Consider the following 14,519-nt stretch of genomic DNA (forward strand, 5'->3'; position numbering starts at 1 on the left):
GCCCCAGCGCCCCCGCGCGCCCCGCACCGATATCCGGGGACGCTGGGGCTATGTGCTGCCGGAGGAGTTGTATATGCGGGAGGTGTGGATAAGGGCGTGGGCCACCCAGCCCGAGGCAGACCGGGCTACAGGCTCACTGTGCACGGCTTCCCGTGGTTCCAGGTCACCTTGTTCCCTTCCTTGGCTACAAAGGTGAACACCCGCTCGGAGGCACCTTCATAAGCGCTTTCGAGCGGAATCACGACCTTGTCTTTCGAGATTCTGGGCTTTACGAACTGCCTTGCTACCGGGTCACCCCCCACGTATCTGGTCCAAAGCATCTCCTCTTCGTCGTAGAGATGTAAGGAGTCGAAAGAGCCATCAGCCTCTACGCATTTGAAGGGGACGGAATCACCTTTCTGGTACGCACTGTCCACGTACGACTTCATGTCGAAGTCCTCGGCATGAGCGGTCGTTGCCAAGAGTGCGAGTGCCAGCATCACCTTTTTTTAACTGCTTCCTTTGCAATTGTTCTTTGCCCTTCTGAGGCGCCTGGCCATTAGCCTCGGGCGCCCATCATGCTGGCCTACCAGCCAGACACAGGATGGAATTTATCGAGCTGTGGTTCGGGGCGCGATGGCTTTTGAGGCTCCATCTGAACGGAAATGAAGAGGAGTATCGACCGTACAATGAAGGCGGTTGAAGCTGGATGAGAAAACGACACGTTACTTGTCAGTAGCTGGAGGCCTGTAAAAAGTAGGGCTTTCGTGCATGACGGCTATTGGCTAGTATCCGTCGCGTGGTTTTTTTGGCTGCTAGCGGTTCTCTATTTACCTAAACCGTTGCGCTTTCGGACTAACCAGTTCCTCCCCCATGCACGGAAGCTACCGCATGATTCGGCTCATTCTTGCCTTGACCGATCCCCTGCCATTGATCTGCTCTGCGGAAATCAAGTGGATAGATGAAAATTGGGATTTCCGTTTCGGCCAAAAGCTTAATGATAAAGGCAAAATCAATTCATCATCTAGTCTGCCGTCTGGCGCAGCTACTGTAAGCAGGCCAGTCAGTAGTTGCGAGCGCTATCAGTTCCCTCGAATGCGATATCAAGTAAGACTCGCTCGCCCGTAAAGTCTATGTTGCAGTTTGCGTCAGCGTGCGTCCATTAGCTGCCCGGAGAGTCGCTTAATTGTTTTTTCGCTGCGGGCGCTCTGTGGAACCAAAAATTGAGACTAAGCCAATGAACTCAGAAGAAACAGTGATGCAAGAGAAATTTGACTTTTCTAGGCATGAGCAAGTTGCCGTATCTGAGTATTTGCGAGAATTAAGCTTTTTCTCCGATCTCGCAGCAGTTGCCAAACGTATTTCTGATGAGGCGCTGAAGCGACGTGGTATTCAGCCACACTCTATTGAAGCGCGTGCAAAAGACCCTACTAGTTTCGGTAGAAAAGCATCTAAACCCTCAAAGATCGATCCCAATCGACCTATGTATGCCGATCCACTTAATCAAATCACGGATAAGGCTGCTATTCGTATTATTGCTTTTTTTCCTCGTACTGTATTGGAAATAGATAAGATGCTTCGGGAGGAGTTTTCCGTTAAAGAGCATCTTGATAAAGGTGAAAGTCTTCTTGAGGAGGAGCGCTTGGGTTACCAGAGTGTTCATTATCTTGTGGCTTTAGATGATAATAGAACAAAATTACCTGAGTATAAAAGATTTGAGAATAAAGTTGTCGAGGTTCAGGTTAGAACAATTTTGCAGCACGCATGGGCGGAGATTGAGCATGATATTCAGTATAAGTCATCTGCGACAATTCCACGCGATATTAAGCGACGCTTTATGTCTCTTGCGGGGCTGCTCGAAATTGCAGATAGGGAGTTTCAGGCTATACAAGATGCGGATCGTGATTTAACAAGAACTGCAGAAACTCAAATAAGTAGCGGAAATTTTTCTTTTATTGAGATTACACCGAACTCCCTTAAAACTTACCTAGATAAGACGCTTGGATCTGATGGTAGGATGTCAGAGTTTTCTTATGATTGGATGGCTAGGCTCCTTCTTCGGCTCGGCTTTACCTCCCTTGAACAGATCGATGATGCGATCAATCAATACGATGACGATAAGCTCTCCAGAATTGCAGAAGGTGCTAGGCAAGGTCAATTAAGCCGCTTTGAATCAGTTCTGCTTGCTGCAATGGGGGAAATATTTATTCAGCGTCACCCTTGGGCTCCTGAAGAGTGGTTTCAGAGGTCTCGTAAAAAATTTATTGAAAAATTCAAGAGGGCAAATATACCAGTTGGCTCATTTGATCCTCTTGCTATAAATTCAGCCTCTTCAGAATTGCATACAGGCGAATAGATTTAAGTGGGTGTCATTGGAGGTTGTATTTATTTTTATAATTTAATTGGGTGGTAAAGTATTGGCTATAAGCTTAAAGGCATCAAAGCAGATATGGGGCGCGGCCGCTAGTCGCTGCTCGTTTCCAACTTGCAGGCGTGAGCTTGTTGTTGAGGCAACTCCGACAGATGATGAGTCTCTTGTAGGTGATTTATGTCATATTGTCGCGCGCAGCCCTGATGGCCCTAGAGGGCAGTCATGCATGACTTTTGAGGAAAGAGATAGAGCGGAAAATTTAATTTTATTATGCAAAATCCATCATAAGTGCATAGATGATCAATTTTTGTATTATACAGCTCCTAGGGTGTTAGAGATTAAGCGGCAACATGAAAGCTGGGTCAGAACTGCACTTTCAGAGGCCTGCGGAAATTACAGTGCCTTTGCTTTGTTTGAGCTTTCTTATAATGCCTTTTGGGCGCTAGAACACTCTGAGCATGCAGCAAGAATGCGAGGGAAACCAAGTAACGCCTACGGTGTACACATTTATCAGCGAATTAATAGGTGTCAAAAATCTCTTGAGTCTTTAGGGGTTGAGCTTCCTGAGGTTCAATTGGCCATAAATGATGTATATGAAATATTTTCTGTTGAGGATATAAATTATTCTCATGTTCAAAGCTTTTCTTATTCATTGGCTATGAAAATAAGAAATTCGTTTCTAGCTGGGGCTGATAAGAAGGTAATATCTATTTCTCGCTCTCTTGTTAGCCTTTTAAAGGCTATTACTTTGCATGAGAAAGTTGATATCGATGCGTTTGCCTTATCGGTCGAATTATTTTTGGGGAGAGAAGATCCTGTTATAAATAATATCTTGCGGTCGGGTGTTTATGCTGAATTTGAAGGCAGGCTGTATAACCGATTAGAAGAGATTTTATAGGGGCGTGCTTTGGTTTATAAAGGGTTGTCTTACGATAGAGTTTTAAATTTCATGCAGGGCGCGTTACTTATTTGGGGGTGATAGGGTTTTTATATGTTCATATAGCGAAGCCTCCCTTACATCTCTATGAACTCCTTCTTGTTAGAGTGGTAGGAAGTGTTCTGTTTTCGGATAGGCTTTGCTAGGGTTTCTGGCCGCTTCAGTTTGCATGAGTCTTGCCATGGCGATGATGTTGCTCATTGCTTGTCCATCCCTGAGGTCATCCCGCTCGCCTAAACCCCCGCCACCCCACTACCACCCTTACCTACTCCCCGCTCCGTCCCCCGCCAACTCCACATCTGCTTCGGTAACGCCCGGGCTGATCTGCCCCCGGGCCAGGTCGGTCTCACCGTGGATGATGTAGAGCTCGTACTCGGGGTAGATGGCCAGCAGCGCTGCCAGGTCTTCGACCCGGGTTTTCGTTCTGAAGTCAGTCGCCACGGTTTGCCACCGGCGTCGATCACTGATGGTCGTATTTTTCGCCAAGGTTGAAGGGCCTATATGCCTTACAACCTCCCTGAGCCGATCTTCCATATTCAAAAACCATCTATAAAATTGACGAATATTTCGTTGTGTCGAATATTTCGTCGTGTATAGTTGGCTCAAATGACGAATATTTCGTCATTCGTGAGCGTGATTGAGTCACAGTTTATGGGCATTTCAGAGGCAGGGATAGGCAATGAGACGGCACCTGGATTCACCCTTCAAAGCGGCTACCACTGGCAAGCGTGGCGCTTTGGAATTCGATGCGAACACGGCTATCGGCTACATCGGCAAGACGGTGCTCGTCGAGCTTGTGTGGGACGACAGCGAGGCGCCGATCTGGTGCTGCAAGCACATCGTCGGCGTGGTCCTGCCCATGGCGGGCGTGTATGAGGAAGCGTTCTTCATGACCATCGATGGTCATTGCCGTGAGCGTTTTCCCAGCGAGGTCTTCCTTTCCACCATCCGCACGATTCGGGCGCTGTGGTCGCGGGATCCAACAAGCGGTGCTGTTGACGGAGGCGCGTGCCAGAGCGGGGAGCCAGGGAAGGGCGGCGCAGCATGAGGGTCGCTGCGGTGAGAGCAATCAGGGGGAGGGCGTGATGCAGGGAGGCGGGCAGGGGAGCGCCAAGAAATGAACACCCCAGAAAGCACAAAGGGTTAGCCGAAGCTAACCCTTTGTTTTGTATGGTGGCTACGCAGGGACTTGAACCCCGGACCCCAGCATTATGAATGCTATGCTCTAACCAGCTGAGCTACGTAGCCAACGTGGCGCGCATTATTCTCTCGCTTCCTGCCTCTGTCAACCCCACTTTTCAGAATTTTTCGAAGGGCGATCAACCGCTTAGCGGTGGGTGCCGGTTGGCGTTCGGGTTGGAAAAGGGGAGGGGGCGTGCGCGGGGAAATGGGTTGTGAAGCGTGATTTGTTACTTTATAACATTTGCGTTTTCCTACAGCCCTTTCTCCCACGCCCTGGACCTGACGATGCTTCAGTTCGATGCCTTGCAATGGGGGCCGCCTGCGCGGCCGTTGGCGCCGCCGCTTTCCCTGGCGTTGCCGGCCGGCAGCCTTACGGCGGTGGTGGGGCGCAACGGGTGCGGCAAGAGCAGCCTGCTGCGGGTGATCGCCGGTTTGCAGCGCCCTTTGGCCGGACGGGTGAGCGTCGGGGCGGCGGGCCTGGGGGCGGTGGGCTTTCTGCAGCAGCAACAGGCGCTGGACCGGCAGTTCCCTCTCAGCCTGGGGGAGCTGGCGATGGCGGGGCTGTGGCGCAGCCGCTTGAGCCGGGTGGAGCGGCGTCGGCGCTGCGAGGCGGCCCTGGCGGATTGGCAGTTGGAGGCGCTGGCCGACCAGCCGCTGCTGGCGCTTTCCGGCGGGGAGTTGCAGCGGGCCTTGCTGGCGCGGCTGGAGCTGATGGACGCGCCGCTGCTGTTGCTGGACGAACCCGACGCGGCGCTGGACGCGGAGGGCCAGGCGATTCTCTGGCAGCGCATCGCCCGCTGGCAGCGGGAGGGGCGCACGCAACTGGTGGTCTGCCATGACCTGGAGGCGGTGCGCGAGCGCCTGCCGCGCTGCCTGTTGATCCGCGCCGACGGCTGCCGTCACGGCGCCAGCCGCGTGCTGCTGCCGGCGCCGACCCGCCAGCAGGTGGCCTGATGTTCGCAGCGCTCTGGCAACCCTTTGCGGAGTTCGCCTTCTTGCAGCGGGCGCTGCTGGGCGGGGTGGCGCTGGCGTGCAGCGCGGGGCCGCTCGGGGTGTTCCTGATGCTGCGGCGCATGAGCCTGATCGGCGATGCCATTTCCCATGGGGTGTTGCCCGGTGCGGCGCTGGCGTTCTGGTTCTTCGGCCTGAGCCTGCCGGCGCTGACCTTCGGCGGGCTGGTGGCGGGGCTGGGCATGGCCGGGCTGGCGGCATGGATCACTCGCCGCACCGGCCTGCGGGAGGATGCGAGCCTGGCGGCCATCTACCCCATTTCCCTGGCGGGCGGTGTGCTGTTGCTGGGGCTGGCCGGGCGCCGGATCGACCTGCTGCACCTGCTGTTCGGCTCGGCCCTGGCGGTGGACGGCGAGACGCTGCGCAGCATGCTGACGGTGGCCGGCACGAGCCTGGCGCTGTTGGCGCTGATCTACCGCCCGCTGCTGTGGGACAGCTTCGATCCGGTGTTCCTGCGCGGGGTGAGCCGCTTCGGGGCGCCGGCCTATGCGCTGTTCCTGGCGCTGGTGGTGCTCAACCTGGTGACCGGCTTCCACGCCATCGGTGCGCTGATGGTGGTGGGGCTGATGATGCTGCCGGCCGCTGCGGCGCGCTTCTGGAGCCGGCGCCTGCCGGTGCTGCTGCTGACGGCGGCGGGCATCGGCGCGAGCTGCGTGTGGCTGGGGCTGTTGCTGTCGTTCCACGCCAACCTGCCCAGCGGCCCCTGCATCGTGTTGCTGGCGGGGCTGGCTTACCTGATTTCGGTGTTCGTCGGGCCGGTCCACGGCTTGCTGCGACGCGCGCCCCTTCCCGTGCCCTGTTGAGGAGCCCCCGCATGTTCATGCGCCTGTGCGTTGTGCTGTTGCTGTGCCTGCCCGTTTCACTGTCCGCTGCGGAGAAGGCGAGGGTGGTGACCACCTTCAGCATCCTGGCGGACATCACCCGCGAGATCGGCGGGGACGACATCCAGCTCACCAACCTGGTGGGGGCGGATGCCGATGCCCACGTCTTCGAGCCCGCTCCGGCCCAGGTGCGCGCGGTGCTGGAGGCGGATCTGGTGATCGCCAACGGGCTGGGCTTCGAGCCCTGGCTGGAGCGCCTGCTGGCCAACGGCGAGGCGCGCGGTACGCGCATCGACGCGAGCAAGGGCGTGGTGCCGATGACGGTGCTGGAGGACGACCAGCGCCTGGTGGACCCCCACGCCTGGCAGAGCCTGGGCAATGCGGAGATCTACGCGCGCAACATCACCCAGGCGCTGGTGCAGCTGGTGCCGGCCCGGGCGGCAGCCTTCGAGGCGCGGCGGGACTCCTGGCTGGGCCGCCTGGGGGCGCTGCGGCAGAGCATCGCCCCGCGCCTGATGGCGTTGCCGCCGGAGCGGCGCCGGGTGCTGACCAGCCACGATGCCTTCGGTTACTTCGCCCAGGAGTGGCGCCTGCAGTTCCTCGCGGCCCAGGGCGTGAGCGATGCGGCCGAGCCTTCCGCCGCCGAGGTGGCGGGGTTGATCCGCCAACTGCGGGCGGAGGGTGTGCGCGCCATCTTCGTGGAGAACATCCGCGATGCGCGGCTGGTGAAGCAGATCGCCGAGGAGGCTGGCGCGCGGGTGGGCGGCACGCTGTATTCCGATGCGCTGGCGGCCGAGGGCCCGGCCAGCACCTACCTGGGCATGTACCGGCAGAACGTCGAGCGGCTGCTGCAGGCGCTGGCGCCATGAGCTTCTGGCTGCAACTGGAGCGGAGCCCGGCCGGCACCGGGCGGGATCTGGAGGCGGTGATGGCGGCCATTCCCTGGAGCGCCGATGGGCTGATCCCCGCCGTGGCGCAGCAGTACGACAGCGGCGAGGTGCTGATGCTGGCGTGGATGAACCCCGAGTCCCTGCGGGCCACGCTGGAGGAGGGGCGGGCGTGCTACTGGTCGCGCTCGCGCCGCTGCCTGTGGCGCAAGGGGGACACCTCCGGGCATGTGCAGCACCTGGTCAGCGCCCATCTGGATTGCGACGGCGATGCACTGCTGCTGCAGGTGGACCAGGCCGGCCCGGCCTGCCACACCGGGCGTCGTTCGTGCTTCTACAACCAGCTTTCCGGCGCGGGGCTGCGGGTGACGTGCGCGGCGCCCGAGCCTGGCGCGCCGGCCCACCCGTCCGAACAGGTGGCCCTTGTCCCCATCGACCTGGGGCCCGGTTACCAGGCCCTGCAGAACGAGTTCCAGCCATGCATAACCTGCTGATCCGCAATGCCCGCCTGGTCAATGAAGGCTGCGAGTGGGAGGCCGACCTGCTGGTGCACAACGGCCGTATCGAGCGTATCGACCGCAGCATCAGCGCCCGGCCGGATGTGCGGGTGATCGACGCCAACGGCCAGTACCTGCTACCGGGGATGATCGATGACCAGGTGCACTTCCGTGACCCCGGCGCGCCCCACAAGGGCACCTTCCTCAGCGAGTCCCGCGCGGCGCTGGCCGGGGGCGTGACCAGCGTGATGGACATGCCCAACACCCAGCCGCCGACCCTGGACCTGGAGGCGCTGGCGGCGAAGGAGCGCCGCGCGGCGGCCTGTTCTTCGGTGAACTACGGCTTTCACTTCGGCGTGAGCCGGGACAACCTCGACACCGTGGCCCGGCTCGATCCGGAGCGGGTGGCGGGGGTGAAGGTGTTCATGGGCGCCTCCACCGGCAACCTGCTGGTGGACGATGAAGCGTCCCTGGAGCGGTTGTTCCGCGAGTGCCCGACGCTGCTGCTGGCCCACTGCGAAGACACGCCGCGCATCCGCGAGCGCGAGGCGCAGTGGGCGGCCGGCTACGGCGATGCCATCCCGCCCGACGCGCACCCGCTGATCCGCGATGCGGAGGCCTGCTACCGCTCCTCCAGCCGGGCGGTGGCGCTGGCCCGTCGCTTCGGCACCGACCTGCATGTGCTGCACATCACCACCGCGCGGGAGCTGGAGCTGTTCATCCCCGGGCCGCTGCCGGGCAAGCGCATCACCGCCGAGGTGTGCGTGCACCACCTGTTGTTCGATGACCGTGACTACCCGCGCCTGGGCCACCTGATCAAGTGCAACCCGGCGATCAAGGCGCCCTCCGACCGCGATGCCCTGCGCCGGGCGTTGCTGGACGGGCGGCTGGACGTGATCGGCAGCGACCACGCGCCCCACACCCGGGAGGAGAAGGCCCGGCCCTACGCCCAGGCGCCGGCCGGGTTGCCGCTGGTGCAGCACAGCCTGCCGGCGCTGCTGGAGTTGGTGGCCGACGGGCTGCTGCCGCTGACGCTGCTGGTGCACAAGACCAGCCACGCGGTGGCGGAGCGCTTCGCCATCGAGCGGCGAGGCTACCTGCGCGAGGGCTACTGGGCCGACCTGGTGCTGGTGGAGCGCCTGGCCGAGCCCCGGCCGGTGGAGGCGGACCCGATCCACGCGCAATGCGGCTGGACGCCGTTCCAGGGCCGCACCTTCCGCCACGCGGTGCGCACCACGCTGGTGTCGGGCCAGTTGGGCTGGCACCTGGGACGCTTCGGGGAGGATTGCCAGGGCCTGCCCCTGCGTTTTCGAAGGCGCTGAGGGCAGCGCTTGACGTGTCGCCGGCAAAGGGTTGACTTAGAGCGCGCTCGAACTTCTAGGATCGCCCCATGGAACCTCATCTCAGCATCGACGAAGTCGCCCGGCGCACCGGGCTCACGGCTCACACCCTGCGTTATTACGAGCGCATCGGGCTCATCGCCCCGGTGGGCCGGGCGCCGGGTGGGCAGCGGCGCTACGCGGCTTCGGACATGGCCTGGATCGAGTTCCTGCTGCGTTTGCGCACGACCCGCATGCCCATCGGCAAGATGCAGGCGTTCGCAGCGCTGAGGAGCGCCGGGGACCCGACGGTGCCGGCGCGTCGCCAGATGCTGGAGGGCCACCTTGCGGAGGTCCTGGCCGAGATCGAGGCGATGCGCCAGGCCGCCGATGCGCTGCACGCGAAGATCGAGCATTACCGCGCGTGCGAGCAGGCCCTGGGGCTGGAGCCATCAACCGAGAAGGGCAACGCAGATGAATGACGAGAGCCGCTACCAGCGTGGGCTGGCGAAACTGAAGGAGATCGACGGCGAGGCCGGTGAGCGGGTGGTGGAGAGCCTGGCGGGCATCGCCCCGGACTTTGCGCGCTACCTGGTGGAGTTCCCCTTCGGCGACATCTATTCCCGCCCGGGGCTGGACCTGAAGAGCCGGGAGATCGCCGTGGTGGCGGCACTGACCGCCCTGGGCAACGCCGCCCCGCAACTGAAGGTCCACGTGCACGGCGCGCTGAACGTCGGCGCCAGCCGCACGGAGATCGTCGAGACGATCATGCAGATGGCCGTCTACGCCGGCTTCCCGGCCGCGCTGAACGGCCTGGCGGTGGCGCGGGAGGTGTTCGAGCAGCGGGGTGAGGCGGCCTGAAGCACGAAGCCCCCGGCGGAGCAGGTCCGCAGGGGGCTTCGGGTAAAGCGGGGAGGGCTTAGACGTTGAAGCGGAAGTGCATCACGTCGCCGTCCTTGACGATGTATTCCTTGCCTTCCAGGCGCCATTTGCCGGCTTCCTTGGCGCCGGCTTCACCCTTGTATTGGATGAAGTCGTCATAGGCGACCACTTCGGCGCGGATGAAGCCTTTCTCGAAGTCGGTGTGGATGACGGCAGCCGCCTGCGGGGCGGTGGCGCCGATGCGCACGGTCCAGGCGCGGACTTCCTTCACGCCAGCGGTGAAGTAGGTCTGCAGGTTGAGCAGGTTGTAGCCGGCGCGGATCACGCGGTTCAGGCCCGGCTCTTCCATGCCCATGGACTCGAGGAACATCAGTTTCTCTTCGTCGTCGTCCAGCTCGGCGATTTCGGCTTCGATCTTGTTGCACACCGGTACGACCACGGCGCCTTCTTCGGCGGCGATGGCCTTGACCACGTCCAGGTGCGGGTTGTTCTCGAAGCCGTCCTCGGCGACGTTGGCGATGTACATCACCGGCTTGCTGGTGAGCAGGTGGAAGCCGCGGATCACGCGCTTCTGCTCGTCGTCCATGTTCTTCATCAGGCTGCGCGCGGGCTTGCCTTCGGTGAAGTGGGCGATCAGCTGTTCCAGCAGGGCCTTCTGGGCGATGGCGTCCTTGTCGCCGCCCTTGGCGTTGCGGACCACTTTCTGCAGTTGCTTCTCGCAGCTGTCGAGGTCGGCAAAGATCAGTTCGAGGTCGATGATCTCGATGTCGCGCTTGGGGTCGACGCTGTTGGAGACGTGGATGACGTTGTCGTCCTCGAAGCAGCGCACGACGTGGGCGATGGCGTCGGTCTCGCGGATGTTGGCGAGGAACTTGTTGCCCAGGCCTTCACCCTTGGAGGCACCGGCGACCAGGCCGGCGATGTCGACGAACTCCATGGTGGTGGGCAGGACCCGCTCCGGCTTGACGATCTCGGCCAGGGCTTCCAGGCGTGCGTCGGGCATGGGAACGATGCCGCTGTTCGGCTCGATGGTGCAGAAGGGGAAGTTTTCCGCCGCGATGCCGGATTTGGTCAGGGCGTTGAACAGGGTGGACTTGCCGACGTTGGGCAGGCCGACGATGCCGCAATTGAATCCCATGCTATGTCCCTCGCGCCAATGGGGCGATATAAGAGGTGTGGATCAGGCCTTCTGGCTGTGCAGTTTCTGCATCGCGCGGGTGAAGTCCCCCGCGAGGATGTCGGGCAGCACGCCGAGGGCGAAGTCGATGCTGGTGTCGAGCAGTTCCTGCTCGCTGCGCGGTGCGCGGCCGAGGACGTAGCCGGATACCAGGCTGGCGTGCCCGGGATGGCCGATGCCGAGGCGCAGGCGATGGAAGCCGTTCTGGTTGCCGAGCTGGGCGATGATGTCGCGCAACCCGTTGTGCCCGCCATGGCCTCCGCCCTGCTTGAGCTTGGCGACGCCGGGGGGCATGTCGAGTTCGTCGTGGGCCACCAGGATCGCGTCGACCGGGATGCGGAAGAAACCGGCGAGCGCCGCCACGGACTGGCCGCTGCGGTTCATGTAGGTGGTGGGGATGAGCAGACGAACGTCGCGGCCCTGGTGGCTGAATTTGCCAACGAGGCCGAAATATTTCTTGTCGAGAGACAGGTTGACGCGCTGGCTGTCTGCCACGCGCTCAACGAAAAGGGCCCCTGCGTTATGCCGGGTCTGGTCGTATTCGGGGCCTGGATTTCCCAGGCCGACGATCAGTTGTACGGCGGTCACGACAGGGGCCCTTCCTTTTCAGGCTGCGCGAATTACTCGGCGGAGCCTTCTTCCTTCGCTACGCGAGCAGCGTGGATGTTGGCAACTGCCAGGTCGTTGCCGTGGGCCAGGGCCACCAGCTCGACGCCTTTCGGCAGCTTGAGGTCGGACAGGTGAACGGTCTGACCCACTTCGACCTTGGCCAGGTCGACTTCGATGAATTCCGGCAGGTCTTTCGGCAGGCAGGAAACTTCGACTTCGGAGATGGTGTGGGAGATCTCGCCACCACCAGTCTTCACGCCAACAGCGGTGGCTTCGTTCAGGAAGTGCAGCGGTACGTGAGCGGTCAGCTTCTGGCCGGCAACGACGCGCTGGAAGTCAGCGTGTACGACGAAGCCTTTGGACGGGTGACGCTGCAGGGCCTTGATCAGAACGGTCTCGGTGGCACCGGCGACGTTCAGGGCGATCACGTGGCTGAAGGCAGCCTCGTTTTCCAGCAGCTTGGCCAGTTCTTTGGCCAGCAGACCGATGGATTGCGGAGCCTTGTCGCCACCGTAGACAACGGCGGGAACTTGGGCTTCGTTACGACGCAGGCGGCGGCTCGCACCTTTCCCCAGGTCGGAACGTACGGAAGCGTTCAGGGCGAATTCAGTCATTGCAGTTCTCCAAAATAGCCAAACCGCCCCGAGTGCTTGCGACCAGCATCTTGGGCGGTTAGGCAAAAAAGCCCCGCCGGAGCGGGGCGTTTTCGTCAGGCGCGTTCCTTAGCGGAACATCGCGCTGATCGATTCCTCATTGCTGATGCGGCGGACCGCTTCAGCCACGACCGGCGCGATATCCAGTTGACGGATACGGGAGCAGGCCTGTGCCGCGGCAGACAGCGGGATGGTGTTGGTCACCACCAGCTCGTCCAGCACGGAGTTTTCAATGTTCTCGATGGCACGACCGGACAGCACCGGGTGGGTGCAGTAGGCGTAGACCTTGGCAGCGCCGTGGTCCTTCAGGGCCTTGGCGGCGTGGCCGAGGGTGCCGGCGGTGTCGACCATGTCGTCGACCAGGACGCAGGTCCGGCCGTCCACATCACCGATGATGTGCATGACTTCGGACTGGTTGGCCTTGGGGCGACGCTTGTCGATGATCGCCAGATCGACACCCAGGGACTTGGCGACGGCACGGGCACGTACCACGCCACCGATGTCCGGGGAGACGATCATGAGGTTGTCGAAACGCTGGTCTTCGATGTCATCCACCAGGACGGGGGAGCCGTAGATGTTGTCCACGGGGATATCGAAGAAACCCTGGATCTGGTCGGCATGCAGGTCGACGGTCAGCACGCGGTCGATGCCGACCACGGTGAGCATGTCGGCCACGACCTTGGCGCTGATCGCCACGCGAGCGGAACGCGGGCGGCGGTCCTGGCGGGCATAGCCGAAGTAGGGGATCACAGCGGTGATACGGGACGCCGAGGAGCGGCGGAAGGCGTCAGCCATCACCACCAGCTCCATCAGGTTGTCGTTGGTGGGCGCGCACGTGGGCTGGATCAGGAAGACGTCCTTACCGCGGACATTTTCGTTGATTTCCGCGCTGATTTCGCCGTCGGAGAACTTGCCTACAGAGGCATCACCGAGGGGGATATGCAGTTGACGTACGACGCGACGCGCCAGATCGGGGTTGGCGTTCCCCGTGAAGACCATCATCTTGGACACGCGCAGTACCTGCCGGCTGAGGGTGGACCTGATGAATTAAAAAGCTGTTCAAACGCCGAGGCTTTTGAACAGCTTCTTCGTGTATGGCAGGGGCGGCTGGATTCGAACCAACGCATGGCAGGATCAAAACCTGCTGCCTTACCGCTTGGCGACGCCCCTATATCGTTTAACTACCGTTGCAAGACCTGTTCTACCGAGGACCCTGGGAAGGGTTATGGCAGGGGCGGCTGGATTCGAACCAACGCATGGCAGGATCAAAACCTGCTGCCTTACCGCTTGGCGACGCCCCTGTATCGGTATAACCGGAGGACTTGCACACTTCTTTCAAGCCAGGCTTTCGAGGCGTCGATGCAGCATCGAGATGTTGCTGCCCTTGGCGACGAAACTTGGCAGAGTGGCCGGAAGTTGGCGGGCGACTTTATCAGCATCGTCCCGGTTTGGGAAGCTCCCAAACACACAAGCTCCGGTGCCGGTCAGTCGGGCCGATGTGAATTTGTTCAACCACATCAGTGCGTTACGAACTTCGGGGTAACGCTTCTCGACCACTGGCTGACAGTCGTTACGACTGCCCCCCTCAAGAAGGCTGCGAAGATTAATGGGCGCCGAATTCCGTGTCAACTCGGGATCGGTGAAAACTTCTGCTGTGCTGACAAAGACTTGCGGTACGGCGACGAGGAACCACGGCTCCTCCAGGGTGACCGGTTGCAGGCGCTCGCCGACACCTTCGGCGAAGGCCGCGCGACCGCGTACGAACACCGGCACGTCGGCACCCAGTGCCAGCCCCAGCTCGGCCAGGCGCTCTTCGCCGAGGTGCGTCTGCCAGAGGTGGTCGAGGCCGAGGAGGGTGGTGGCGGCGTCGGAACTGCCGCCGCCGATGCCGCCGCCCATGGGCAGGCACTTGTCGAGCCAGATGTCAGCGCCCAGGCGGCTGCCGGATGCCTGCTGCAGGCTGCGCGCGGCGCGGACGATCAGGTTGCTGTCATGGGGGACGCCGGGCACCTCGGTGCGCAGGTGGATCTCGCCATCCTCGCGGAGCGAGAAGCCCAGTTCGTCGCCGTGGTCGAGGAACTGGAACAGCGTCTGCAGCTCGTGGTAGCCGTCGGGACGGCGCCCGAGGATGTGCAGCATGAGGTTGAGCTTGGCCGGCGCCGGGAGGATCAGCTGGGCGTCTTGCATGGCGGAA

General features: G+C 61.2%; 15 protein-coding genes, 3 tRNA genes and 1 pseudogene. 10 read left to right on the plus strand and 9 right to left on the minus strand.

Translation table 11 applies throughout. The annotated features are described in order from the left end of the window. Positions 1–125: 125 nt before the first annotated feature. Positions 126–428, minus strand: coding sequence for a hypothetical protein (locus tag SZ55_RS08975; protein WP_152644458.1), 303 nt, complete (start codon positions 426–428; stop codon positions 126–128). 788 nt (positions 429–1,216) lie between these two features. Here SZ55_RS08975 and SZ55_RS27345 point away from each other — a divergent pair. The 3 genes from SZ55_RS27345 (at position 1,217) to SZ55_RS27965 (ending at position 4,335) form a co-directional block, all read left to right on the plus strand. Continuing rightward, entirely contained in the window at positions 1,217–2,335 is a 1,119-nt protein-coding gene (locus tag SZ55_RS27345) for a GTP pyrophosphokinase (protein WP_082078186.1), read from the plus strand. Between the two features lie 61 nt (positions 2,336–2,396). Continuing rightward, on the plus strand, positions 2,397–3,248 hold the full coding sequence (locus tag SZ55_RS27960) for an HNH endonuclease (protein WP_330217333.1): 852 nt from the start codon (positions 2,397–2,399) through the stop codon (positions 3,246–3,248). A gap of 718 nt (positions 3,249–3,966) precedes the next feature. Then, positions 3,967–4,335, plus strand: a complete 369-nt coding sequence (locus SZ55_RS27965) for a hypothetical protein (protein WP_152644460.1) — start codon at positions 3,967–3,969, stop codon at positions 4,333–4,335. A 123-nt stretch (positions 4,336–4,458) separates the two neighbouring features. Here the strand turns inward: SZ55_RS27965 and SZ55_RS08995 are convergent. Continuing rightward, positions 4,459–4,535: transfer RNA gene (locus SZ55_RS08995), tRNA-Met, on the minus strand. 219 nt (positions 4,536–4,754) lie between these two features. Here SZ55_RS08995 and SZ55_RS09000 point away from each other — a divergent pair. From SZ55_RS09000 to SZ55_RS09030, 7 genes and pseudogenes are all read left to right on the plus strand, one after another. Then, positions 4,755–5,423, plus strand: coding sequence for a metal ABC transporter ATP-binding protein (locus SZ55_RS09000; protein ID WP_044404436.1), 669 nt, complete (start codon positions 4,755–4,757; stop codon positions 5,421–5,423). Next, entirely contained in the window at positions 5,423–6,283 is an 861-nt protein-coding gene (locus SZ55_RS09005; RefSeq protein WP_044404439.1) for a metal ABC transporter permease, read from the plus strand. Before SZ55_RS09000 ends, SZ55_RS09005 begins: the two co-directional genes overlap by 1 nt. A gap of 17 nt (positions 6,284–6,300) precedes the next feature. After that, a complete protein-coding gene (locus tag SZ55_RS09010; protein WP_044404512.1) occupies positions 6,301–7,170 on the plus strand; it encodes a metal ABC transporter solute-binding protein, Zn/Mn family in 870 nt (289 codons plus the stop codon). After that, positions 7,167–7,577, plus strand: a pseudogene (hisI, locus tag SZ55_RS09015) (phosphoribosyl-AMP cyclohydrolase); the annotation flags it as partial. The gene SZ55_RS09010 and the pseudogene hisI, both read left to right, overlap by 4 nt. An 89-nt stretch (positions 7,578–7,666) precedes the next feature. Beyond that, entirely contained in the window at positions 7,667–9,007 is a 1,341-nt protein-coding gene (locus SZ55_RS09020; protein WP_044404442.1) for a dihydroorotase, read from the plus strand. A gap of 68 nt (positions 9,008–9,075) precedes the next feature. Beyond that, positions 9,076–9,486, plus strand: a complete 411-nt coding sequence (locus tag SZ55_RS09025; RefSeq protein ID WP_044404445.1) for a MerR family transcriptional regulator — start codon at positions 9,076–9,078, stop codon at positions 9,484–9,486. Then, positions 9,479–9,865 carry a carboxymuconolactone decarboxylase family protein gene (locus SZ55_RS09030; RefSeq protein WP_044404447.1) on the plus strand — a complete coding sequence of 129 codons (387 nt, stop codon included), beginning with the start codon at positions 9,479–9,481 and terminating at the stop codon, positions 9,863–9,865. The genes SZ55_RS09025 and SZ55_RS09030 overlap by 8 nt, the downstream gene beginning before the upstream one ends. Positions 9,866–9,923: 58 nt before the next feature. Here SZ55_RS09030 and ychF read toward each other — a convergent pair whose 3' ends face one another. The 7 genes from ychF to ispE form a co-directional block, all read right to left on the minus strand. Continuing rightward, positions 9,924–11,024 carry a redox-regulated ATPase YchF gene (ychF, locus tag SZ55_RS09035; protein WP_044404449.1) on the minus strand — a complete coding sequence of 367 codons (1,101 nt, stop codon included), beginning with the start codon at positions 11,022–11,024 and terminating at the stop codon, positions 9,924–9,926. Between the two features lie 42 nt (positions 11,025–11,066). Beyond that, entirely contained in the window at positions 11,067–11,651 is a 585-nt protein-coding gene (gene pth, locus SZ55_RS09040) for an aminoacyl-tRNA hydrolase (protein ID WP_044404452.1), read from the minus strand. A 32-nt stretch (positions 11,652–11,683) separates the two neighbouring features. Continuing rightward, a complete protein-coding gene (locus SZ55_RS09045) occupies positions 11,684–12,286 on the minus strand; it encodes a 50S ribosomal protein L25/general stress protein Ctc (RefSeq protein ID WP_044404455.1) in 603 nt (200 codons plus the stop codon). Between the two features lie 108 nt (positions 12,287–12,394). Next, on the minus strand, positions 12,395–13,336 hold the full coding sequence (locus SZ55_RS09050; protein WP_044404458.1) for a ribose-phosphate pyrophosphokinase: 942 nt from the start codon (positions 13,334–13,336) through the stop codon (positions 12,395–12,397). A gap of 84 nt (positions 13,337–13,420) precedes the next feature. Continuing rightward, a tRNA-Gln gene (locus tag SZ55_RS09055) sits at positions 13,421–13,495 on the minus strand. A gap of 56 nt (positions 13,496–13,551) precedes the next feature. Further along, positions 13,552–13,626: transfer RNA gene (locus tag SZ55_RS09060), tRNA-Gln, on the minus strand. Between the two features lie 34 nt (positions 13,627–13,660). Then, positions 13,661–14,512: a 4-(cytidine 5'-diphospho)-2-C-methyl-D-erythritol kinase gene (gene ispE, locus SZ55_RS09065; protein ID WP_044404460.1), complete on the minus strand. Its 852-nt coding sequence runs from the start codon at positions 14,510–14,512 to the stop codon at positions 13,661–13,663. Between the last annotated feature and the right edge of the window lie 7 nt (positions 14,513–14,519).

It is taken from the genome of Pseudomonas sp. FeS53a (assembly GCF_000931385.1).
Taxonomy (GTDB): domain Bacteria; phylum Pseudomonadota; class Gammaproteobacteria; order Pseudomonadales; family Pseudomonadaceae; genus Metapseudomonas; species Metapseudomonas otitidis.

Bases quoted from the DNA above. Each gene is read 5' to 3' on its own strand.
- SZ55_RS27345 (WP_082078186.1), top strand. From the start codon at position 1,217: ATGAACTCAGAAGAAACAGTGATGCAAGAGAAATTTGACTTTTCTAGG.
- SZ55_RS09005 (WP_044404439.1), top strand. From the start codon at position 5,423: ATGTTCGCAGCGCTCTGGCAACCCTTTGCGGAGTTCGCCTTCTTGCAG.
- ispE (WP_044404460.1), bottom strand. From the start codon at position 14,512: ATGCAAGACGCCCAGCTGATCCTCCCGGCGCCGGCCAAGCTCAACCTC.
- SZ55_RS09010 (WP_044404512.1), top strand. From the start codon at position 6,301: ATGCGCCTGTGCGTTGTGCTGTTGCTGTGCCTGCCCGTTTCACTGTCC.
- SZ55_RS08975 (WP_152644458.1), bottom strand. From the start codon at position 428: ATGAAGTCGTACGTGGACAGTGCGTACCAGAAAGGTGATTCCGTCCCC.
- SZ55_RS27965 (WP_152644460.1), top strand. From the start codon at position 3,967: ATGAGACGGCACCTGGATTCACCCTTCAAAGCGGCTACCACTGGCAAG.
- SZ55_RS09045 (WP_044404455.1), bottom strand. From the start codon at position 12,286: ATGACTGAATTCGCCCTGAACGCTTCCGTACGTTCCGACCTGGGGAAA.
- SZ55_RS09000 (WP_044404436.1), top strand. From the start codon at position 4,755: ATGCTTCAGTTCGATGCCTTGCAATGGGGGCCGCCTGCGCGGCCGTTG.
- SZ55_RS09030 (WP_044404447.1), top strand. From the start codon at position 9,479: ATGAATGACGAGAGCCGCTACCAGCGTGGGCTGGCGAAACTGAAGGAG.
- SZ55_RS09025 (WP_044404445.1), top strand. From the start codon at position 9,076: ATGGAACCTCATCTCAGCATCGACGAAGTCGCCCGGCGCACCGGGCTC.
- ychF (WP_044404449.1), bottom strand. From the start codon at position 11,024: ATGGGATTCAATTGCGGCATCGTCGGCCTGCCCAACGTCGGCAAGTCC.
- SZ55_RS09020 (WP_044404442.1), top strand. From the start codon at position 7,667: ATGCATAACCTGCTGATCCGCAATGCCCGCCTGGTCAATGAAGGCTGC.